This is a genomic window from Paenibacillus massiliensis subsp. panacisoli DSM 21345 (assembly GCF_000426545.1).
Lineage (GTDB): Bacteria > Bacillota > Bacilli > Paenibacillales > Paenibacillaceae > Paenibacillus > Paenibacillus panacisoli.
In genome coordinates this window covers 143,151-165,411 of sequence record NZ_AUFO01000017.1, presented here as the reverse complement: position 1 = coordinate 165,411, position 22,261 = coordinate 143,151, and the positions used below count along the sequence as shown (strand labels likewise).

The following is a 22,261-nucleotide window of genomic DNA, read 5'->3' as shown; positions in this document are numbered from 1 at the left end:
TCTATCGACGTACCTTCACAGAAGACAGACCGCATTTAGCTGAAGTTTTTCTTGCGATCATCAATTTGTTTAGCTCCGCTGAAAACTTGTAAATTCTATGATCTTAATAAAAGAAGCCGACGCCACTGGTAATGACGTCAGCGCGTCGGCTTCTTCCAACCGAATTATGTGCAGCTGTGCTATTGAATGTCGAAGTAATCCACGATCTCATCCAGCAGCAGATTTGCAGCCTTGTATCCACCAGCCGTATTCCAGATTGCCTCGTCTACCTGCACAACCTTGTTGTTCTTCGCGACATTCAGGTTCTTGAACAGCGGATCATTCATCCACTCCTCTGCTACCTTGGAGGCTCCAGAGGACGCTTCTGTCTCGGTTACAAAATAGAACATCACGTCTCCATCCATCTTCGGAATGCTCTCCTTGGTCAATACTTCCATGAAGTCATCCTTGTCCTGAGATTCTGGACGTGCAAAGCCAAGCTGCTCGAACAGCACACCCGAGAACGTCTGCTTCTGATAGATACGGACCTGGGCTTCCGAGAAGCGAACCACCGAAATCTTCGTAGCTGCCTTGTCTCCTACCTTTGCCTTCACTTCCGCTACCCGCTGATCGAAATCAGCCATGGCCTTGTCGCCTTCCTCTTCCTTGTTCAGCGCCTGCATGTACAGCTCGAAGTTGATCTTCCAGTTGCCCGCGAGCGTCTCAGCGAACACTGTAGGCGCAATCTGATTCAATTGCTCGTATATTTTCTCCTGTCTGACCTTGTTACCGATGATCAGATCAGGCTTCAGGCTGGCAATCAGCTCAATATTAGGCTGGAGCTCGTCCCCTACGACGGTCACATCCTGCATTTCGTCCTTGATATGGTCGTACCACGGGTCCCCGGACCATGACATCACTGCGCCCACAGGCTTCACACCGACCGCCAGCAGCGCTTCCGTGCCCTCATTGGTCAGGATCACGACCCGCTGCGGTGTTCCCGTCAACGTCGTCTCGCCCATAGCATGCTTGATAACTCGCTGCGTTCCTTCTGTAGCTGGCTCTGAAGCCGTCTGTGTCGAAGAGGACGTCGCTGTATTATTTCCCGATGTTGCTGTTGTATTGGAGCTGGATGTTCCTGCCGAGCAGGCACCCAGCAGCAGCGTTATACATATCAACAATGTTGCTGCCATAGATAGTCTTGACCCTCTGTACATATAAAATGGCCCCTCTTTCTCATATTGATAATGATTTTCATAATCACTATAACGTTTGAGACTAGGTGGGACAATTGCATATCTTGAACCAGAGACCGGATTATTTTGAACCTTTTGCTTGAATTGTCCTGGCGATACGCCGACTTGCTTCTTGAATATGCGATGAAAGTAGCTGTCATCTTGAAAGCCCACACTTTCGGCAATCTCCTGCAGAGTAGCATCTGATGTGGCCAGCAGCTCCTTAGCCTTGCCAATCCGATAAGCAATCAGATAATCAATGGGACTGTATCCTGTCGCACGCTTGAATCTCCGTGAGAGATAGCTGACACTGCAATCCAGTAGCTCCGCCAGGTCATCCAGCATTATTCGTCTGGCATAGTGCTCCTCCAGGTACCGAACCGCTTGCTGTACAGGGTCCGCCTTCTGTACCTGAATCCCCTGCTTCTCGAACTGGTGGAAGATCTCGTAGACAAAATGATAGAACAAGGTCTTGATGTGTAGCTGCTCCAGCTGGCCTGGCCGCTCCCATTCCTGCTCCATCTGCTGTAGCAGATTCAGCAGCACAACAGGGAAGCCGGGCATGAAGCTGTACTGAAGCCGAAAGGGATTATAGCTCTCCATCAAGCTAACCAGTTCACGGCGGCTGGGCTGTGGAAGGACAGCTTTATACATAATCATATAATATTCCAGCAGACCATCCGGTCTGATCTCCAAGGACATACCCTTCCCGCCATGCAGGATATGGAAACGCTCCGCCACCGTCTCTGTGCCATCCAATGAGATGTGAGCTCTCCCGCGAGTGGTGTACAGGAAAGCACTGGAAGGCAGCCGATACGACAGAAGCTCCTCCCCACTCTCGATCACGCTATGGCGTATATCCATTACCCGTATAGAAGCATGATTCCATAACAAGATATGGTCGCCCAGTTTCATCTGTTGTTTCATTCCTTTCTCCAGTCGCAAGCTAGCTATATTATAAATGATAACCATTCTCACAAGTAGAGTTATTTTAAAATTCAATCTATCCGACAGTTAGCTGAAATAGTAGTACAGTACGTGGGACCTTCCTGATGTTACAAAAAAAGATCTTACCGTCCTGAACGATCTGTGGCACGACAAAAACGCTCCCAGCTCCACAGATATCGTGGTGCCAGAAGCGTATTGGAATACTTAGCGCAATCTACATAAGCTGCTGTCTGGTTACATTCGTTACAATGGCAGCAGAGCAACCTGCTGCTGACTGCCCAGCTGTTCCACCATGCGTAGCCATTCCTCTGGCTTATTTGGCAAGACGGCATAATAGCGGGTCAGAAAATCAACAATCAGACTAGCTGACAGCTCCGACTGCTCCTCATCGCCTGGCATGAAGCACAGGTCAAGGCCTCCCACCGCTTCTCCATCTCCCAGCCAGGAGGGATGAACATATGGGAAGTCCAGGCGCTTGTAACCAAGATGGGACAGCACCTCACGCCGCACATAAGGGTTCATTGGCTTGACGCCGCCAAATCCATGATCCTCACTCAAGTACGGATTGTAGATTTCTGCGAACATGCCGAACAGCTCCTTCTCCTGTGCAGCAGCCAACGCTTCCAGATCACGCTGACGGTTACGAGCCAGGAAGCGCCCGATTCCCAGACCCTCGCGACCTATGATTGTAAAATCAGTCATGGCGACATTCCAGTCCTCATAGTAGCGATACTCTGTCGCACCGACTACGGCTCCCTCATGAACAGCCACGAATACACGGATGCCCGGGTCCTCCAGCGGCTCCTTCCACAGATCGAAGTCCAGAACCTCCTCTGGTGGGAAAATCTCCTGCATCAGCTTATGCATCTGTGCAAATAGCGGGTCTTGAATTGATGTAATACGCGTAAACTCCATAGCTTCGTGTACCTCCCTGACAAATTAGCATTTCTACTATTCTAATTACATTCCGTTACACTACGTTATATCACGTAGTCCCTTTACGCTGTGTTACACACTTCCCAATATGTTCCTACAGCGAATAGGTCGATATTAGCTGCCCTTGAAGGGATTGCTCCACTCCATTAATGCAGCATAATTACAGGACTCCTCGTCGTCGAGATAATCCGCCGCTACACCGACCGGCACCCGACCACAGCGCAGCAGGAATGAAATGACCTGATCGTGCAGCTGACCCTCTACGACTTGTTCAATATACTGCTCTGGCGTCAACCGTTCAGCTACCTTGTGATAGCCTGGCATACGTCCGGCTCCCAGCACCCGGTCAAGGCCCTGCTCAATGACCAAATGATACATCGCTTGCATCATCCATTGGGCCAGGCCCCATTTCCGGTATTTGGGACGTACGCAGAGATCCACAATATATAGCGTATTTCCATCAGGCTGGTGATTGCGGATATAACCGTCGTCCGTCACTTCCGCCCAATTATGGGACGCGGGGTGCTTCGGGTCCCAGGTCATGCGAAGCGAGGTCATTGAGCCTGCCAGCTCCCCGTCCACCTCCACGCAGATGGCGCCTTCAGGATAATGGGCCAGATGACTGCTTAGCTGCTCCCGACTCCACAGAAGCTCCTCTGGATAAGGCGGGGGAAAGCTCTCCGCCTGGATGCGGATCAGCTCTGCAAAATCCGAGGCGCTATAATTGCGAATAACCGTCTTGGCAGGTGAACGCTCCGGCTCCGGGGATTTCAGATATACTTCTTTATGATACAAAGCCACGGTGTCTTCCCTCCTGTCCTGTTATTCAGATTACTAGAGTTTCTGTAGTTTCTGTAGTTTCTGTAGTTTCTGTAGTTTCTGTAGTTTCTGTAGTTTCTGTAGTTGCTGTAGTTGCTGTAGTTGCTGTAATTGCTGCAATTGCAGACTAGCTCCAATCCGTGTACAAATCCGTCCGACGATCACGCCAGGTTGTCACGGAGCCCCGCTCACGCACCTCGTACAGCAGATCAAGATCCAGATCAGCCGTCACGATCATATCATTATTGATCTCGCCCTCTACCAGAATGCCTCGTGGCGGGAAAGGAACATCATTGGGCGTAATGACGACAGCCTGTCCATAATTCGCACGCATAAAGTCTACTGTAGGCAATGCCCCGACCGTGCCTGTCAGCACAACATACAGCTGATTCTCCACAGCACGTGCGTGGCTTGTGTATCGAACACGATAGAATCCGTGGCGATCATCCGTGCAGGACGGACAGAAGATGATATCGGCTCCCTTGGCCTTCGCCATTCGCACGATCTCCGGAAACTCAATATCATAGCAGGTGAGCATGGCTACTGTTCCCTTCTCTGTCTCGAATACCTCCAGCCCATTACCAGGTGCCATATTCCATTCCGTTACTTCCGTTGGCGTAATATGGAGCTTGGCTTGGCGGGCAATACGTCCGTCAGGATAGAACATGTGGGCGGTATTGTACAGCTTGCCCTCCTTGCGAATCACATGTGTTCCACCAATGATATGCATGTTGTATTTGGCAGCCAGAGATTGGAATAGTGCCTCGTACGGCTCGGTGAAATCAGGCAAATCTTCAATCGTCAGTGCCTTTCCTTCATGATCCCCAATCGACATTAACTGTGTCGTGAAGAATTCAGGGAACAGCACGAACTCCGTGCCGAATTCATCGGCAGTCCGTATATAATGCTCAGCTTGAGCGGCAAATTGTTCGAATGAGCTAATCGTCTGCAGTTGATACTGCACAGCGGATACCCGCAGTTTCATGGGCACACCTCCAGAATTTGTAGTACTGCATATCATTGCTATTGTAACAACCAGATGCACATATGGCTACATCACCCGACAAGTTCAGTCTGAGCTGCACCCAGAATCTGGCCCGTCTGAAGGCGATTAACGCTGATTAACCCATTTACATATACATTTCCATACATACGTTAATTGAAACTGTCCTGTCTCGTTGAAAAATACTGGCTCTTCGGAGGATTGTTCAGATGGTGGTCGCAAGCTATAATTTAGGATGATGACAAATTACACCAGCTATACATAACGCTTAGTCAGAGGAGCCTTTACACGCTTTATAGGTCTTTATAGGGCTTTATAGGGCTTTAAGGATTTAAGGATTTAAGGATTAAAGGGATTTAAAGGAATTTAAAGGAATTTATAAGAGCATTAACATGCAGCTTTCAAGGCATATATGAAGGAGATTAACATCCATGTATATACGAAGCATTGAACAACTTATTGATCACGAGCATCACGCCTGGGAGGAGCTACTTGCTCTATTCCGTAATGGAAGCAACGCCTATGAGGTATTACCTGCTGATCCTGAAGCAGCGAAAAGCACTCTTATGGGATTACAGGTCAGTACCAGGTCCTACCTCGGAGTCGTAGCCTACGAGACAGGCGGCATTCTTATTGATGAGGGCTGGATTCGGCTGCTCGGCTCAGGAGCAAATGGGATATTTGGTAGTCTGATCTCATGGAACGGCTTGTGTAGCTCCAATGACCCAGATGACTCGAAGGTATTAAGAGGTGAGACACCAGATGACGATGAGGGTGACACTCGCACGCCCATTCCCTCTACAAATATCCCCGTGCTGTCAGGCATGATGGTAGTCGCTTATGATGCAGCAGGAGGCTTCTTCGCCTTCAATACAGGGCGATTTGGCTCGGACGGTCACATCTATTATTGGGCTCCGGACTGCCTCGAATGGGAATCGACGGAGTTGACCTATTCCGAATTCATTACCTGGCTGGCAGAGGGGGATTTGAGCCTCTTCTACAAGACATTCCGCTGGGACGGATGGGCAGAGGACACGAAGCATCTCCAGCCTGAACAGATTCATTCCTACGATCCTCCGCTCTGGTCTCAAGAGGGGGGTGGCGGTACCAGCAGTATATCCCCCGCTCCTGTACTGGAAGCATGGAAGGCCGCCATCGACGCCACAGTCAATCAATGAGTTACTAAATGAAGTCGTAACGGAATAAAAGAGAAAGAGAAAGAAAGTGAAAGAAAGGTGATTCCTATGTGCAGATATGCCATGTATGGACCCTATAAAGACATCTATGCCTGCTTTGCCTGCAGGAAGGTGTATAAGCAGACCTCCAGTGGAGAGATGCCCGCAGGGACATATGAGCTGCTCACGCATCCTTGCCCACAATGCAGCACTCCCATGAAACATATGGGGCACGACTTTCATGCACCGAAGCAGACAGATGTTCGGCAATGGCGCAAGGTCGAGCGTCTTTATGAACATGGCTATGCTTATCATTCCTGTGGATGTGGAGGACCCGGCCCAAGGCCCGCCCGCCTGCAGGACGTGGATACCTTCCTCAAGGAGCGCCGTACATTTGGAAGCGAGGGTGAAGCATTGCTCAGTCACTGGAGCTGATACCCTGACCAGCAGAAAATCTGAAAATCTCGCTACCACGACAGCAAGCTGAACAAACCCTGCAAGGGCAGGGGATGTTCAGCTTGTTTGTGTTTGAATCTGTCATATTTAAATTGCTCTACGTATCATTTCAACTAGCTTCTGCCGTTGATCCTGTACCTGCTGAAAGCTTATCGTTTCTAAGATCTTAAAATGGATAGACCAGCGGCAGCGCAAAGATCAGCACAACGCCCATAATAATCTGTAACGGCAGCCCGACCTTGAGATAATCGCTGAATCTGTATCGGCCAACGGACATGACCAGCGCATTCGGCGGCGTCGAGAATGGAGAAGCGAAGCACATGCTTGCCGCAATCGACACGGCGAACAAGAACGGATACGGACTGGTCCCGAGCTGTGCCGATGCACTCAATGCGATGGGAGCCAGCAGCACGGCACAAGCTGTGTTGCTGATGAACATCGTCATGATCGAGGTTGTAATATAAATCCCCGCCAGTAGCGCGAGCGGTCCGTAGCTACCCAGTAACGTAACGAGTTGTCCCGACATCAGCTCAGCAGCACCTGTCTTCTCTATGGCCGTGGACATGGGGATCATTCCTGCGATCAGCACAATGCTCTCCCAGTTAATCGTTCGATAGGCTTCCTCCATACTGCGCACACAGCCCAGTGCGACCATGAGCACGGCTGCCAGCATGACGGCGGCAACGGCGGGTATCCATTGCGTAATCAGAAGAATGACCAGCAACAGGAGAATCCCCGCAGCAATCGGCGCCTTGCGGTCCATCGTCAGCTGCCGCGACTCCTCCTTCGGTCGACCAACTACGATGACCTCCGAAGCCGTAGAAGCCAGCAAGCCAATATCCGCCCAGCTTCCCTGCACGAGCAGCGCGTCCCCGAAGCGCATCTTCTCTTCCTTCACGTCATGAAGGAGATATTGATCCTTACGCTGGATGCCGAGCACGTTCAGGCGATATTTCTCCCGGAAGCCAGACTCCTTGACCAGTCGTCCGATCAGACGTGACTTCGGCGTAAGCATGACCTCTGCCAACCCCATATCGCTGGTGACATAAGGCTCTGCGCGTTGTAGCGAGGGATCGTCCGTTACAGGCTGTGCATCCGGGAATATCAGATTGTATTCTGCTGCAAAGGCCTCTGCATGCTCACGTGGCCCGTATACATACAATAGGTCCCCGGTCTGAATCACGCTATCCGGGCCCCCAACCTCCTGATTAATCGTCTTGAAGATCTGATTCTTCGTAGATATTTTACGGCGAATCTCAATGATATTCAGTTCGAAGCGGCTAGAAATTCCAAGCTCCAGCAGGGTTCGATTCACTAGCCCTGAATCTGAGCCGACCTGTATGCGGAACAGCTTGTTATGTAATTGATACTCCTGCTCCAGCTCGCTGGCAGAGCGTCTACCGCGTTTGGAAGAGGAATTCCCCTCCCCTCGTGGCAAGAAACGTCGCAGGAACAGCATACCCACGATCCCGGTTACCACGCAGATCAATCCTGTCGGCGTAAAGGAGAAGAAGCTCAGACTGCCATAGCCAGCCTTCTCCAGCGTCTCCTGAATGACCAGATTCGGAGGCGTACCAATGGATGTCAGCATCCCCCCAAGACTACTCGCAAAAGCCAGAGGCATCAGCAGCCTTCCCGGTGAGATCTGGGCGCTGAGCGCCATACTAACCACAATTGGCATCATAACTGCTACGGTACCCGTATTGCTGACAAATGCTCCAATGACTGCTGTTACCAGCATAATCATAATAAGCAATGACGTCTCATGATTGCCAGCCAGCTGCATCAGCTTCCGGCTCGCCAGCTTCGCGAGACCTGTCTGGAAGATTCCTCCCCCGACGACGAAGAGGCCAATCATCATAATGACGACAGAATTGGAGAAGCCCACCAATCCCTCAGCCGGGGTCAGAACCCCCGTCAGCATCAGCACCAGCAGTGCACCGATCGCCACCAAATCCGAACGCAGCTTCCCCGAGATGAATAGCACGGAAGCTATCACTAGGGTAAAGAGCGTAATTAACATAGGACCATTCACAATATCACTCCTGCTACGGGCTGTAGAGCTCAGCCCTCGTTATCATCGTAGACCTGATACCGTCATAGCCCTACACTACAGTACAGTACAAGCAGAGAACATCGACTTCAGTATGACGATAGATCATGGGTAGGACGCAGAATAGCCGAATAGGATACAAGACAAGCATACTCAGTCGTGTTGCGGTCATTACAGTCGTTGTACTCGGTGAACACATTATCCCTTGGACACGAAGAGCATAATCTATGTAGAAAAAAGCTCCGCTTTGAGGCGCCATGCATAGTTCATACGTACCGATTCATACATACTGATTCATACATACTGGTCCAGGCTTACTTGATCAGACTTCTTATTCAAGCACCGTTGTTCAGGCATACTGTATACAGTATAGCACGCTACACGAGCCAGCTGTCCGCGACAAAGCTCTCATTTTGGCGAAAATTACAACATATAATAGCCACTACACTACAGTGACATCTCACGACCATGGACACGGAGATAGGCTTCCTTACTCTCATAATCCGGCATAATACTGCCCACCTTTCTCCAGAAGGAACGATCATGATTCATATGCAGAATATGACACAGCTCATGCACAATGACATAATCAATCACCTCTGGCGGTGCCATAATAAGCCGATAATTAAAGGTTAACTTCTTATCCCAGCTGCAGCTCCCCCACTTAGTCTGTGATTCTACGATATCAATGGATTTGGGCTTGACCTTGAGCTTCTGCTGATATGGCACAATACGCTCCTGGATGACTTTTTTGCAAGCCGCAAAATAGAACCGCTTGAGCTCAGCCCGCCGTTGCTCCTCGTTCAGTCCCTCTACACCTATAAGCTCATGCAGAGCCTGCTCCCGGCCCAGATACATGAATCTTGCATCGGCTTCGTACTCTCTGGCCTGTGGCCCCTCCAGTCGCTGAGCAAGCAGCTTGGACTGACGTACAATGGCATCGCCACGCTCTCGTACCCACTGCTCCAGCAGCTCATGACTTGTATGGCGCGGGGCTTTAATCGTAAGCATATACGGAAGGTCAAGGGTAACGGTGAGCTTACTGCCCTTGGTGTATTGGACATGGCAATGAATGACATGACCATCAATTTCAACATTCATAGGCTTCTCCTCTGGACTGTATTCATCATTCATCGAGCCTGAATCTGCTCTGTCTCCATCGCGTGAATGCATTGCTGCATGAAGCGCTCGGCGGCCACAGCAAGCTCCCTTGATTCCGACTGCACAAAGCCAATCTGCATTTTCGGCTGTTCCGTGACATTTAGCTCAATCAGCTTTAATTGGCCTAACTTCCACAATGGATGGTGGTAGAACGAGAAATCATGACCGATGGTAGCTGCAATATTGCCACTCAGCACCGTGGTGATCGCTTCCGCATTGTTCGTGTTAAATAAGATCGATAAAGGTCCGTGCTGGTATGTGAACTCCTCCACGAAATCCTCGATGAAGCCGTCCCGATACAGGGCAAGCGGATAAGCTTTCAGCTGCGCTGGACTAATACGCTTAAGCTTCGCCAGCTCCGATTGATGATGGACACACACCACTAGACGGGTCGCATGCAGCGGACGAAAATGTAATCCCCCGAGGCTTCTTAGATCTTTGTCATAGATCACGATAAATCCGAGATGGGTCCTGTTACTGCGAATGTCCCGAATGATCTCCATGGACCCCTTCTCTTCAATGGATATACTGAGCAAGGGATGCTCCTGCTTCATCTGTGCAACGGTGCGGACCAGATGCGGCATGACACTTGGAAAAGCAGCAACGCTGAGCTCCCCAGTCATCAGATCCGGGTCTGTATACATCAATCTCAATTCATCCATCTGCTGCAGGATGTCCAGTGCCTTCGCGATGAAAGCCTTGCCCGCCGGGGTAGGCACAGTGCCGCTTCGTGAGCGCTCGAACAACGTCATGTGCAGCTCCTGCTCCAGCCGTTGAATGGATTGACTGATGGCAGACTGCGTCACATGAAGATGGGCTGAGGCGGCAGACAACGATTGCGCTTTAGCGACCTCCACAACGTACTTCAACTGCTCCAGGTTCACCTTCATTCCCACCATTCATGAGTATTTTCCATTAATTTAATTAATACTAACATTAATAAGCATAATTATAAATGATATAAGTAAAGGGCTATAATGATATTAGTTCATCACTTATTCATATTTCTTCATATTTTCGACGAAAAAGGAGAGATTGTTCATATGAAAGCAGCTGTATGGTATGGCAAGCATGATGTAAGAGTAGAGGAACGCAATATTCCTGAAGCCGGCCCTCGGCAGGTCCAGATTCAAGTAGAATTCGCAGGCATTTGCGGAAGTGACCTGCACGCCTATCACCACGGTGTTGGCATTCAGGAGGGTAGTGAGCATCCGCTGTCCAAGCAGAAGGCCCCGTTGACGCTGGGACATGAATTTTCAGGCACGGTCAGTGCATTAGGTGAAGGTGTTAGTGGGATCAGTATAGGGGATCGCGTCGTAGTGGAGCCGTTATACCACTGTGGACAATGTGAATACTGTATTCAAGGAAAATACAATCAGTGCAGTCAGTTTGGCTTCGTCGGACTGAATGGAGACGGCGGTTTTGCCAAATTCGTGGTTGTCGAGGATTACATGGTGCATCGTCTGCCTGAGCAGGTATCCTATGAGGAAGCAGCTCTGGTAGAGCCAACGGCTGTAGCATTCCACGCTGTACGTCACAGCAAGCTGAAGGTAGGACAAAAGGTGGCTGTGTATGGTGCAGGCCCGATCGGTCTGCTGACGGTTCTGGCTGCGAAGGCAGCAGGTGCAGCGGAGATCTATGCCGTGGATGTATTCCAGGAGCGTCTTGACCTCGCGGCTCAATTAGGAGCCATTCCTGTGAACAGCGCGAATGTGAATGCTACAGAGGTCATTACCAGTCGTTCCGGAGGCATTGATGTAGCCTTTGAGGCAGCGGGTGTACAGCCTACGCTCAATAGTGCAGTATCCGTCGTTAAGAAAGGCGGCGAGGTCGTCGTCGTGGCAGCCATTCCTGAACCGCTGCAGCTGAACTTCTTCGAGTTGCTGGTGAAGGAAGCGAATGTGACGTCCACGCTGGCCTACCGCCACATCTTCCCTGAGGTGCTCTCATTGATCGCAAGCGGTGCATTGAATGTCAAACCGATCATCACCAAGAAAATCAAGCTTGATGACATCGTAGAGGAAGGGCTTGAGCTGCTGATGAAGGACAAGCGGCATGCCAAGATTCTTGTACAGATCGGTTCATAACCGTACCGGGGCCAAATCAAATGTGAGCGTAGAGCGCTGCAAGCGGGGAGCCCTGTCGACCACTGTTAAGCTTGCTGTTCTTTGGAGCGAAGATAGCAACTTTGTTAATCCACCGAACCAGTGATTCTGTAAGCACACAGAAGCCCTCTTAACCGCCAGCAAGCGGTTAGGAGGGCTTCTGCTATGTCCTACAATTCCGTATATCTCGTATCTCAAAATGCCGTGTAACTTAATTTCGCATACACCAAATGATGCATTCTATCTCACTCAAAAGGTGTATTTGCTTAGAGCATTCAAGCTTCCAACAGCTCCAGCAACAACTAGCTCCAAGCGAACTCCAAGCAAACTCCAAGCAAACAGCGACCATTCCTATCTATTCAGATAGAGCTATTATCATCAAGGTGCTGGGTTGCTCCGTAGCAATGAATTATTTCGCCAAGGTCACTTTATCTTCCCCGAATCGGGCACTCCTGCGGGTCAGGCGGCGCTTGAGAAGGCATAAGCCCCTACACTTCATTTCGGCCAAGCTTCTGCAGACTCGTGTCCAACGGCCTCGTATCCTGCAGTTCCATATCCTGCCGTTCCGTATCCTTCAGTTCCGTATCCTGCGCTTCCGTATTCTCCGAATCCTGATCTGCTTCAGGTGCCACTGAATTCGCCTCGACGACCGTAATGACCGCCTTGGCCAGCACTTCGGTTCCCTCGACTTCACCCGTGATCTCAAATGTACCCGGTACCGCATACTGCGCAGCATCCATTTCTCCCCACACGACATTCAGCCATGTCGTCGAGCCGTCACCATAAGTTGCTTCGATGACACTTGGCAGCTCAGGCTCGATTCCTACCTGCGTCGTTACCTGCACTTCCTGCAAAACCATCGTATTCGTGATGGCCTGCTGCAGCGTAGTCGCATCAGCCAGCGCCTGAATCTCTGTAGCATTCAGTGCACGGCTGTAGATGCGAAAATCATCCACTAGCCCGTGAAAATAAGGATCAGGATACTGTGACTTCCCGATGTAATTATTCTTCGTCTGACCTAGACGCTGCGGCGTCAATGTCATATTGGTGTTGCGTCCTACCTCCTGTCCGTCCACATAGAGAATACCTGTCGAGCCTTGCAGCGTGACTGCCACATGCTTCCATACTCCCGTAGGCAGCGCAGGGCCGCTGATCGTCTGCTCTTGTCCCGGCCCATTCCCCTGAACGGTGATGGCGAAGAGCATTCGATTACCTGCTTTAGGTGTCAGGAACATATATTCATTCGTACCCGACCCGAAGTCAAATACTCGCATATAATCGCTGAGAGTATTCGCCTTGACCCAACTGGAGACGGTCAATTGCTCAGCGCGGCTCACTATGCCAGCCGGAAGCTGTACATAACTGTCTGTACCGTTCAGGCTGACGGCCCTGCCTGCGATCCCCTGTGTCCGTGCCACCGCTCCGCGAATGGCAGCATCATTCCCACTGCCAGAGGAATCCACGACAGCAGCCCCGCCGCTCTCATTGAACTTATACAACGCCAGCTGCTCTGGCAGCGGAGCCGCTGCCTCTACAATGACGGTGACCGTATCCTCTGCCGTCAGCAATGAATCACTGGCTGTCAGCTTGAAGCGATAGGTTCCCGGCTCTGATACCGTCACCTTCGTACGGAGCGAGCTTGATCTGCTGAAGGCAACCGTAGCATTCTGCGGTCCTTCCTCCAGACTCCATTCACTCGTCACGACTCCTGCCGGCAGTCCATCGTCGGTCACAGCACCTTTCAGCGCCACAGGATCTGGCTGCTTCACCGTAATATCCTCACCTGCATCAACAACAGGGGGCTGATTCGGATCAGGTGTCGTCGGCGTCAGCTCAACCGTATAGGTCGTGGCCGATCCTATCTCAAGAGCCAGTCTATTAACAGGGGCATAAGCATTAAACTTACCGCGTACTTCACCATTTACCTCGATCAGATAGGTTCCCTTCTGCAGGCCTTCAAAGGTGACGTAAGTCGTATGCGCCTGACCTGGTGTCTGATTCTTCAGTTCGAACCACACGTAGTCCTTCCCTGTCGAGAGCTTCGCTTCTGTAAATTGATCCTTGGATAGCTCCATGTACAGCTTCTCGGTAATCAGATTGATTCGTTTGTACAGTCCATCCAAAGGCTCGATGGTATAAATATTATCATTCTTGCTCACTTCTGCCCCGTAGCCTGTAAGGCCAAAGATCGGGTCTACGGCAACGTCCGCACTTAGCGTATGAAGCGCTCCGAACAGTCCCAGGTCTGCCTCGCCGCTCATGCCGCGCCAGCCATTGAAAAGCGGTACATTGCGGCCACCACCGGTACCGTTGGTACCATAGTTGCCCTTTTCGGCCTGATAGGTCCAGGCGACAGCACCGATATTCTCAGGATCTGCACTGATCTGCCCCGAATTGATGGCACCTACATTCGCAATCTTGGCAGCATAGGACATGCGCTGCTGAACCTCACGATCCTCGTTCTCATGATACCGAATCCAGTCGTCCATCGCGTACCCCGCCAGGGCGGTCGTGTACTGGAAGTTGAACCAGTTCTCCCCGGTGATCGTGACCGGATCAGCATAGTAGTACCATATAGGCATATGACCGCGTGATGCTCGGGTCTTGGCATTGATTTTACTCATCATATCGAGGGCCTTGCTCTCTTCTTCCCCTGCAGCCTTCTTCATCTTGGCCAGCGTATACACTGCTTCTTCGCCGGTGTTGTCATAGCTGTATTCGGAGCCGTAAGGATATTTGGTATTCTTGAAATTATTGAACTTGCGGTCCATCTTCTCTACAATATCGTCCGCCTCGTCATCCAGCCCCTCATTGCGCAGCGCCTGAATAATGTCCGGGGTCGTCAGCTCGCCCATCAGACCTGTGTTCCAATTGTAGGCGACAGGCCCTTCATACAGAGCTTTGAAGATATTATATGCTCTAAGCAGGTAAGTCTCAGGTGGATGCTCATAATCGATCATCTCCGGGTATTCCTTGGCAATCTTGTACATGCTGAAATACGTATTGTAGACGTGAGGATATGCGTATCCCCGGTATGTCGGTGTCGTATTCGGCTCTGGCATCAGGAAATCATGAATCAGGTAGTCCTCATGATGCCCATTCATCAGATTCGTCCAGATGGCTGTCTCCAGATAGTCGTCTACGGCCTGAATCTCCCGCGCAACGGGAGCCAGCACATTTTTCTCCGCCAGGAACTGTCCGTGGGTCAGCCCCCAGTCATCACCCCAGCCCCAATAGCCATTGAAGACGTTGCGCTTGGACTTGGTATGCATCATCCAGTCGTCGAATACCTTGTCACGCAGGTCTCCAGGCACATTCCATTGTGTCTTGTCGACCATGAAGGTCGAATGCCGCTGCAGGGCCTGATCAATAGGCTCAATTCCGTAGAACTGCAATACACTGCGCTGTCCGTTCCCATACTGGACGGTAATATTATTCGGACCCAGCTGCGCGAGCTGCAGCTCATAGATGTGATGTCCGCCCGGCTTGGTCTCCAGCAGCGGAACGACATTCCCCTGCGCATCCGTTACCTGCTGAATGGACTGCTGCGTGCGCAGATCCACCTTGGCCTTCTGATTCGTAGGTACAATCATCCCTGGTACGACCGTTACATCCAGCAGACTCTCCTCATAGAGCGTGTTCTTCATATCCTGCTCATCGTCTACCGCTATGAACTTGAAGCCGTAATTCCGGCTCGCGCCGGGCTGCAGTATCAGGCTTGTATTCGGCAGATAGCCACGGTTCGTGGACTTGATGACGTTGGAGTGAATATAGAACACATTCAGCCCCTCAATCCATTTGCCCTCGTTAGCCGGATTCCATGCCCATTTGCTGCCCGGATGCTCTTCATCCCGCCAGCGGTCCTGATATTCGAAGCCCGCACCTGTGGAAGCATCAGGAATCAGCAGCAGGAACGGACCCACGCCGCTAGGACGTCCTGCCGTGATATAAGAGCTATTGTTGCCTACAAAGGAATGCGTCACTACTCTTGTCTCATAGATCGCATCCCCATACGTCCACTGCTCATTGAATGGGAGTGGCAGACCGAAATCTCCGATCTCAAGCACCTTACCACTCGTATTCTTCACCTCTATGTTCCATAGCACCGAACCATCTGATTCTGCCGTATAGGTCTCGATGACTTTGAAGTTGCGGATGCCTTCAGGCCGACTTGAGTTCTCGTACGTAACAGTGACCTTGTTGCCACTCTTCGTGATCGTACGGGCATCGGCTGACTGATTCGTCCAGGCCTTGGTCCAGCTTCCCCCATCCAGTCTGTACGTGAACATCAACTCACCCAGCCATTGATGATCCGCTGTGTTCTGCTCCGGAGTGACGACAGCATTCATCACATACTCTGTGGGAAAGGTATCCCCATTAATGCGCAGGGATGAGATTTCCCCGTGTTGCCCCGTCTGAATCGTTAGCTCGCCTGTCGACAGCTCATGTGCCGCAGCCGTCTGCTGCCACCACATCGAAGCTGTAGTGAGCAGTAACAGAGTCGCCAGAAATGCTTTGATCTTCATCGACACGGCCCCCTTCTGGAACCGGAGTTCCTGGTTTGCTTGCCAATCTCCTGAAGTCTCATCATGCCGCCGCAACCTCCTTTACCTGGAAATGTAAGCGTTACAAAATCATTGTACAAAGCATATCGTCCCGCTGAAATAAACAGGATCAACCGATATTTGTAGAATTCCAACCTTTCATGGAGATTACATGTCGCAAGTTGAACTAAAAAACGCAAGCTCTGTCCGGCCAGCGGAGAGCTTGCGCAGCTTATATAAGACTCGTTGTGTACATCCAATGCTTCTCAATACTAAATACTAAATACTAAGCTTCCCTTCTGCTTAATAGCTCCTGTTGAATCACACACTCATTACGCTCGAACCTCTTATACCAGAGCATCGGCAAAGTCCCAAGCAAGAAGATCACGAACGGCAGCCAAATAAAGCTGAACTGAATGCCTGCCAATGCTGTAGGTGTCTGCGCGCTTCCAGCAATATATCCAGTCTGCGCCATCACCCATGCGGGCAGCAATCCACCGATGCCACTACCTGCCTTTATACAAAATGCACTGCCGATCGAAGTCAGGAAGCCACTGGCCCGAATGCCATTCCTCCACTCGCCATAATCTACTGTATCCGACAGCATAGCGAATGGCATGGAGCAAGCAAAGCCTGATCCAAGCGCTCCGATAATCCAGCCTATAATAATCATCGTCAGGCTCGTATCCCCAACAAGAATCACGACCTGCCCCACCGAGGCCAGCACCAATCCAATCACCATAATCATGTACTTGCCCATGCGACGGGCTAATAGCGGAATCAGCACCATGGAGATGAGTTGCAGCGAGGTCAAAGCATTGATTAAGGGCACCAGATCCTTGCTGTTCAGGTTGTATTGCAAATAATAGATCAGCGTCGCTGAACGAATATTGAGTCCGATCCAATAACAGAGATTGGCGGTGACAACGAGCATCCAGGGCCAATTTCGCTTGATGGCCGCAAAGCTCTTGGCAATCGGTATGGACTGTGTCTTGACTATCGTATGCTCACGCAGATGGGTAAACGCCGTAATGAACATCAGGACAGCCAGCACACCGAACAACGACAGCGTAAGTGTGAAGCCCCTCTGATCATTCCCCTGACCGAAGAAGCCGACCAGCGGCAAAGTGAAGGTCGTAGCAACGAAGAAGCCTACATTTCCCCCCACCATTCGGTAGGAGTTCAGCACAACGCGTTCATTGGAATCCGTGCTCAGATTCGGCAAAATCGAGGTAATCGGAGTACTGATCCCCGTGTACAAAATACCCGCTATGATATAGGTGACAGCAGCATAGGTTATCTTGGCTGAATCGCTCCAGTCCGGTGTCGTAAAGGTGAGCACCATGAACACCGCAAATGGAATAGACAGCCAGAGAAAATACGGCCTGCTCTGGCCATATTTCGATTTCGTCCGGTCAATCAGGATTCCCCAGATTGGAGCATCAATCGCATCCAGCAAGCGGGTAATGAACAGCAGCATACCCGCAATGCCGATGGATAAGCCAAACACATCCGTATAAAAGTACAACAGGTAGCTCGAAATGACGCAATATAGCAAGTTGCCAGCCGTATCTGTTAGCGAGTAGCTGATTTTGCGATGAAATGGCACCTTTCCGGTAGGAATCTCGGTTGCTGGCGATGGGCCCACAATTTTAGTGCTCATAGTTCATAGCTCCCTCTCTCATCAGTCAATCATCCATATTCACGGCAGGCTTAATTAGCCTTCATAGATCCATACACGCATTTCACCCGGAGTTCGATTACACCAAGCGTAATAAGGAATAGCCGTAATCCGCTGCGGGACCTTCGCAAGCGGCTCCGCACTGTATAGGTCCGAGGGTCCTGTCAGTCGATACCCCTCTGCACTCAGCTTCACGATCCCGCCGAGCAGCTCTTCTTCGAACCTCTCGTGAATCGGACTATCCTGCGGCAAGCGGAGAGAACCGAGATTTTCCCCGTTATCCACTTCCTCCAGGCAATACACGACTGGACCACGCTGTAGCGCTACCTGCTGCTGATTCATGGAGACAAGAGAATGACTGCGCATACGCTCAGCTGGCATCGCCAGATGTAGGGTAACCTCATCACCATCGCTCCAGGTACGCTGAATGAGAAGGTAGCCTTTGTCCAGTGCCTGCACAGGGATCTTCTCACCGTTCACCTGCACTTCAGCCTGCCTACACCAGCCCGGAATCCGTAGTGCCCAAGTAAATTCAGTTGGGTTAGCCGTACGTACCGTAAGCTGAATATCTGCGTTCCATGGATAGTGATGCGTTTGTACGATTTCAACCTCCTGCCCGGATAGAGTCAGATTCGCCCTGCCAGATATATACAAGTGTGTATACAATGTATCCTCCGTCTGGGTGTACACATGGTCCTCGACAGAAGCGATCATGCGTGCCAGATTCGGCGGGCAGCAAGCACAGAAGAACCATTTCTGCCGCTCTGGCTTCACATGCTCCTGATCTGCCCGCGAGGCTTGATACGGATTCACCTCCAATGGATTCACGTAGAAAAAGCGCTTGCCGTCCAGGTCCATACCGCTGATTGTCCCGTTGTATAGTGCACGCTCCAGCACATCCACATACTTACGATCAGGAGCCATACGCAGCATGCGATTAGCCCAGAAGACCAATCCCACAGAAGCACAGGTCTCACAGTACATGGTGTCATTGGGGAGATCGTATTTGGAAGTGAAGGCTTCACCGTTGACGGCTGATCCTACCCCGCCCGTGATGTACATTTTGTGATTCGTGACATCCTCCCAAAGCGTGTCACACGCCTGCAGCAGAGAAGCGTCCTTAGTTACTGCTGCCAAATCTGCCATCGCCGTGTACAGATACATCGCTCTGACTGCATGGCCTACAGCCTCCTTCTGCTCGCGAACGGGCCGATGTGCTTGCTGATACTCGAAGCCAAGGCCGAAATTGATGCGGTTATCATCATTCCAGGTCGACGCCGTCTGAATCCCCTTCCTCCGTTCCAGCTCCTCCACGAAATAGATCGGGTTCTGCCCCCGCTGCTCAATGAAATATTGTGCCAGCTCAAGGTAAGACGACTTACCTGTCACGTTATACAGCTTGATTAAGGCAAGCTCAATCTCCTCGTGTCCCGGATAGCCCCTGAGCTGTCCATCACCTGTACCGAAGGTCTGCTGAATGAGGCTTACGTACTTCTCCATAATGTGCAGCAGCTTCGTCTTGCCTGTTGTCTCATAGTAGGCGACCGCTGCCTCCAGAAAGTGCCCTGCACAATAAAGCTCATGATTATCCCGCAGATTCGTCCAGCGATTGTCTGGTTCCTTCAGCATATAGTACGTATTCAGATATCCGTCCTCAGCCTGTGCCCTGCCGAGCAGTTCTATGATCTCGTCGGCCTGTCGCTCCAGCTCCGGGTTCGGATGATCGCGCAAGCTGAAGGCCACCGTCTCCAGCCATTTAGCGAGATCGCTATCCTGAAAGACTGTCCCGTAATACTCTCCAGTAGACTCCCCAGCAGCTATTCGGAAGTTCTCGATCGCATGACTGGGCTCGGTGTCTGGTAGTTCATCATTCAAGGCTTTCCACTGATACGGGATCACCTCCTCTGCTACGACCTGCTTATATTTCTTCCAGAAGGCATCCTCTACGGTGACTTGTTTGACTGGCTTGGCGACTTGCATGATTTCCACATCCTTTTTCAAAAAATATAACGCTTTCATTTTTAGGTAATTCACGCTAAAGTAATGAGCATGGTTCAAGTGTAGCAACCCTACGCTCAAAACAACATCGCCAGCCTCAACTAAAACATATACAATTCCACACTTCTTACACGTACTGAATGCAAGGGCTCGTCCAGGTCTAGACGGTCAGTTCAATTCATGTATACGGCTATCCATATGTCCTTCGGATGACAGTGTGATTTCGCATACATGATTCCGCATATTAGAGAAAGGAGCTGAAGCATATATGAGCGACACGGACTTTCTCTCCTTCCTTGTGCCTCCGTTGCCCTATTTTATCGAGGGGAATCTCACAACATACCAGGAAGGGGATCGACATCCGAATCGGTACAATCTGGGGTATTTTGACGTCATTATCGTCAAAGAGGGGAAGCTGCACCTTGGAGAGGAAGGTCGCTCATGGCTGCTGGGTGAACATGATGCACTTATTCTGGAGCCAGATAAGCATCATTTTCCGATGGAGGCATGTACGACACGGACCTCCTTCTACTGGTTCCATTTTCAGACCAATAGTACGTGGCTGGCCCAACCTTCTCCCCACCTGATCACACCGAGCTCTCCCATGCCAGAGCTGCATTTTCATTCGGAGCATACGACCATTCATCTGCCGAAATTCCAGCAAGTGCACAATGCGCAGGAGCTCTTTACCAAGCTGGACTACCTATTGTCTTCAACATTGCAGCCAAGGAAGCTGGCCTTGTGGGAGACACAGCAGACCTTTGTGAACATTTTCCGCACTCTGGAATATGATCAGAACCATACCAGTAGCTCTGCGCGGCTTGCCGAGAAGATCGAAATGTATCTGAAGCAGCACTATCAGGAGCCAATCACGAATCATGATCTGGAGGCTCACTTTCACCTACACCAGAACTATCTGGCTCGCTGTATGAAGCTGACCTTCCAGTGTACGCCACTTGAATATCTCATGGCGTATCGACTGGAGCAGGCACGTAATCTGCTGCTACAGACGGATTGGCCGATCCAGCAAATCACGGAGGAGGCAGGATTTACACAAGCCAGCTATTTCTCCAGATGCTTCAAGGATAAATTCGGCATGTCCCCGAAGCACTATCGTCAGCAATACTGGCGACCAGAACGAACGTGAGCTCAGCTACGGCACTATTTAATCTAGTATTTTATAAACCGTGTCACCAGCTTTTATAGATCTATCAACCGGATGTAGTTCACTAGTGTTACATTCTTAAGCAACATATTTGTATTCCTTACTCTTTGGATTCCATCTCTTAGCAGCAGCGTTACCCCGGATACCTATACATACAGAAATAGCCGACAAGCACTTCGTCTTGTCGGCCACGTTTGATCCCGTTATGTAGACACCATCTATTTCAAGATACGCACCATCGCGTTCACCATTCCAGTATGCGAGCTCTCATGCGTGTTGCACAGGTGGAACAGATCCCCGACAGTCACAGCACTCGCAAAATTGTCCTTCTGCGCAACTGGCTCCTCCAGCACAGACTCAAACGTCCCACGAAGCTGGGCAGGCTGATCCTTGAGCAATTGAATTAACTCATCCCACGCTGGTGGCTCTTCCGTCCAATCAGCTGGCTTGGTTCCTGGACCGAAAAAAGCAGCGAAGTGCTCTGGCAGTGTAATGGCTCTTCCAGAGAAGCGGTGAATAAGCCCGTCTGTCACGGTAATGACATGACCCAGTTGCCAATGCACATTATTATTAAAGCCTGCCGGGACCACCCCTCGCTTGTCCGCTGGCAGTGATTCCAGATGCTTTAGCAAGCCTTGACGAGTTCTGTTCATTAATTGAAATGCATATTGATCCGACATTCATATTTCCCCCTATCATTCATATAGCGTCAATTGGCTAGTTGCCTGCAAAATGCATAGCCATATCCACATAAATCTATTATCCTACCTCGGGATTACACTTTCAAATACACCTTTTACGATCGGAATTATACGCACTCTCCGCTTGCGCTGGTCATATTATCAGAAGTTCCCTTGTTATGAAGTAAATGCATCGACATGATCAAGGACCTCTTATATAATAACAAATGGGTACATGTACTCATGATATACGATGGATAAATCTATATAATTGTTAACTTTATCCTTAAAATGTATAGAGACATAGATTATAGACCGCTTGA

General features: G+C 50.5%; 15 protein-coding genes. 4 read left to right on the top strand and 11 right to left on the bottom strand.

The window, feature by feature from the left end:
* Positions 1–179: 179 nt before the first annotated feature.
* The 4 genes from K331_RS0114985 to K331_RS0114965 all read right to left on the bottom strand — a co-directional run bounded on the left by K331_RS0114985 (position 180) and on the right by K331_RS0114965 (position 4,902).
* Positions 180–2,141, bottom strand: a complete 1,962-nt coding sequence (locus K331_RS0114985; RefSeq protein ID WP_028590941.1) for an AraC family transcriptional regulator — start codon at positions 2,139–2,141, stop codon at positions 180–182.
* 264 nt (positions 2,142–2,405) lie between these two features.
* On the bottom strand, positions 2,406–3,077 hold the full coding sequence (locus K331_RS0114980; protein WP_028590940.1) for a hypothetical protein: 672 nt from the start codon (positions 3,075–3,077) through the stop codon (positions 2,406–2,408).
* Positions 3,078–3,212: 135 nt separating this feature from the next.
* Positions 3,213–3,893 carry a GNAT family N-acetyltransferase gene (locus tag K331_RS0114975; protein WP_028590939.1) on the bottom strand — a complete coding sequence of 227 codons (681 nt, stop codon included), beginning with the start codon at positions 3,891–3,893 and terminating at the stop codon, positions 3,213–3,215.
* Between the two features lie 151 nt (positions 3,894–4,044).
* Positions 4,045–4,902 (bottom strand): carbon-nitrogen hydrolase family protein, encoded by an 858-nt coding sequence (locus K331_RS0114965; protein ID WP_028590938.1) that lies wholly within the window; start codon positions 4,900–4,902, stop codon positions 4,045–4,047.
* A 449-nt stretch (positions 4,903–5,351) separates the two neighbouring features.
* On the opposite strand from K331_RS0114965, the gene K331_RS0114960 reads away from it, so the two are divergent.
* Both K331_RS0114960 and K331_RS0114955 read left to right on the top strand, forming a co-directional pair.
* Entirely contained in the window at positions 5,352–6,098 is a 747-nt protein-coding gene (locus K331_RS0114960; RefSeq protein ID WP_028590937.1) for a DUF2625 family protein, read from the top strand.
* Between the two features lie 66 nt (positions 6,099–6,164).
* Positions 6,165–6,530, top strand: coding sequence for a hypothetical protein (locus K331_RS0114955; protein WP_028590936.1), 366 nt, complete (start codon positions 6,165–6,167; stop codon positions 6,528–6,530).
* Between the two features lie 187 nt (positions 6,531–6,717).
* Here the strand turns inward: K331_RS0114955 and K331_RS0114950 are convergent, their stop codons facing one another.
* The 3 genes from K331_RS0114950 to K331_RS0114940 all read right to left on the bottom strand — a co-directional run bounded on the left by K331_RS0114950 (position 6,718) and on the right by K331_RS0114940 (position 10,664).
* Positions 6,718–8,586 carry an SLC13 family permease gene (locus K331_RS0114950; RefSeq protein ID WP_028590935.1) on the bottom strand — a complete coding sequence of 623 codons (1,869 nt, stop codon included), beginning with the start codon at positions 8,584–8,586 and terminating at the stop codon, positions 6,718–6,720.
* Between the two features lie 465 nt (positions 8,587–9,051).
* Positions 9,052–9,705 (bottom strand): M48 family metallopeptidase, encoded by a 654-nt coding sequence (locus K331_RS0114945; RefSeq protein ID WP_028590934.1) that lies wholly within the window; start codon positions 9,703–9,705, stop codon positions 9,052–9,054.
* A 29-nt stretch (positions 9,706–9,734) separates the two neighbouring features.
* Complete coding sequence (locus K331_RS0114940) at positions 9,735–10,664, bottom strand: LysR family transcriptional regulator (protein ID WP_028590933.1); 930 nt, start codon at positions 10,662–10,664, stop codon at positions 9,735–9,737.
* Between the two features lie 144 nt (positions 10,665–10,808).
* On the opposite strand from K331_RS0114940, the gene K331_RS0114935 reads away from it, so the two are divergent.
* Complete coding sequence (locus K331_RS0114935; RefSeq protein ID WP_018885270.1) at positions 10,809–11,852, top strand: 2,3-butanediol dehydrogenase; 1,044 nt, start codon at positions 10,809–10,811, stop codon at positions 11,850–11,852.
* A 506-nt stretch (positions 11,853–12,358) separates the two neighbouring features.
* Here K331_RS0114935 and K331_RS29670 read toward each other — a convergent pair.
* The 3 genes from K331_RS29670 to K331_RS0114920 all read right to left on the bottom strand — a co-directional run bounded on the left by K331_RS29670 (position 12,359) and on the right by K331_RS0114920 (position 20,075).
* Positions 12,359–16,396: a DUF5695 domain-containing protein gene (locus tag K331_RS29670; protein WP_226383603.1), complete on the bottom strand. Its 4,038-nt coding sequence runs from the start codon at positions 16,394–16,396 to the stop codon at positions 12,359–12,361.
* Between the two features lie 304 nt (positions 16,397–16,700).
* Positions 16,701–18,077 (bottom strand): MFS transporter, encoded by a 1,377-nt coding sequence (locus K331_RS0114925; protein ID WP_028590932.1) that lies wholly within the window; start codon positions 18,075–18,077, stop codon positions 16,701–16,703.
* A 54-nt stretch (positions 18,078–18,131) separates the two neighbouring features.
* Complete coding sequence (locus K331_RS0114920) at positions 18,132–20,075, bottom strand: glycoside hydrolase family 127 protein (protein ID WP_028590931.1); 1,944 nt, start codon at positions 20,073–20,075, stop codon at positions 18,132–18,134.
* A gap of 286 nt (positions 20,076–20,361) precedes the next feature.
* On the opposite strand from K331_RS0114920, the gene K331_RS0114915 reads away from it, so the two are divergent.
* Complete coding sequence (locus tag K331_RS0114915; RefSeq protein WP_028590930.1) at positions 20,362–21,240, top strand: helix-turn-helix transcriptional regulator; 879 nt, start codon at positions 20,362–20,364, stop codon at positions 21,238–21,240.
* Between the two features lie 236 nt (positions 21,241–21,476).
* Here the strand turns inward: K331_RS0114915 and K331_RS0114910 are convergent, their stop codons facing one another.
* Positions 21,477–21,938, bottom strand: a complete 462-nt coding sequence (locus tag K331_RS0114910) for a DinB family protein (protein WP_028590929.1) — start codon at positions 21,936–21,938, stop codon at positions 21,477–21,479.
* Positions 21,939–22,261 lie beyond the last annotated feature (323 nt).

Excerpts from the sequence above, each read along its gene's own strand:
- K331_RS0114985 (WP_028590941.1), bottom strand. The coding sequence starts at position 2,141 with ATGAAACAACAGATGAAACTGGGCGACCATATCTTGTTATGGAATCAT.
- K331_RS0114925 (WP_028590932.1), bottom strand. The coding sequence starts at position 18,077 with ATGAGCACTAAAATTGTGGGCCCATCGCCAGCAACCGAGATTCCTACC.
- K331_RS0114960 (WP_028590937.1), top strand. The coding sequence starts at position 5,352 with ATGTATATACGAAGCATTGAACAACTTATTGATCACGAGCATCACGCC.
- K331_RS0114920 (WP_028590931.1), bottom strand. The coding sequence starts at position 20,075 with ATGCAAGTCGCCAAGCCAGTCAAACAAGTCACCGTAGAGGATGCCTTC.
- K331_RS0114945 (WP_028590934.1), bottom strand. The coding sequence starts at position 9,705 with ATGAATGTTGAAATTGATGGTCATGTCATTCATTGCCATGTCCAATAC.
- K331_RS0114935 (WP_018885270.1), top strand. The coding sequence starts at position 10,809 with ATGAAAGCAGCTGTATGGTATGGCAAGCATGATGTAAGAGTAGAGGAA.
- K331_RS29670 (WP_226383603.1), bottom strand. The coding sequence starts at position 16,396 with ATGAAGATCAAAGCATTTCTGGCGACTCTGTTACTGCTCACTACAGCT.
- K331_RS0114940 (WP_028590933.1), bottom strand. The coding sequence starts at position 10,664 with ATGGTGGGAATGAAGGTGAACCTGGAGCAGTTGAAGTACGTTGTGGAG.
- K331_RS0114910 (WP_028590929.1), bottom strand. The coding sequence starts at position 21,938 with ATGTCGGATCAATATGCATTTCAATTAATGAACAGAACTCGTCAAGGC.
- K331_RS0114915 (WP_028590930.1), top strand. The coding sequence starts at position 20,362 with ATGAGCGACACGGACTTTCTCTCCTTCCTTGTGCCTCCGTTGCCCTAT.
- K331_RS0114965 (WP_028590938.1), bottom strand. The coding sequence starts at position 4,902 with ATGAAACTGCGGGTATCCGCTGTGCAGTATCAACTGCAGACGATTAGC.
- K331_RS0114955 (WP_028590936.1), top strand. The coding sequence starts at position 6,165 with ATGTGCAGATATGCCATGTATGGACCCTATAAAGACATCTATGCCTGC.
- K331_RS0114980 (WP_028590940.1), bottom strand. The coding sequence starts at position 3,077 with ATGGAGTTTACGCGTATTACATCAATTCAAGACCCGCTATTTGCACAG.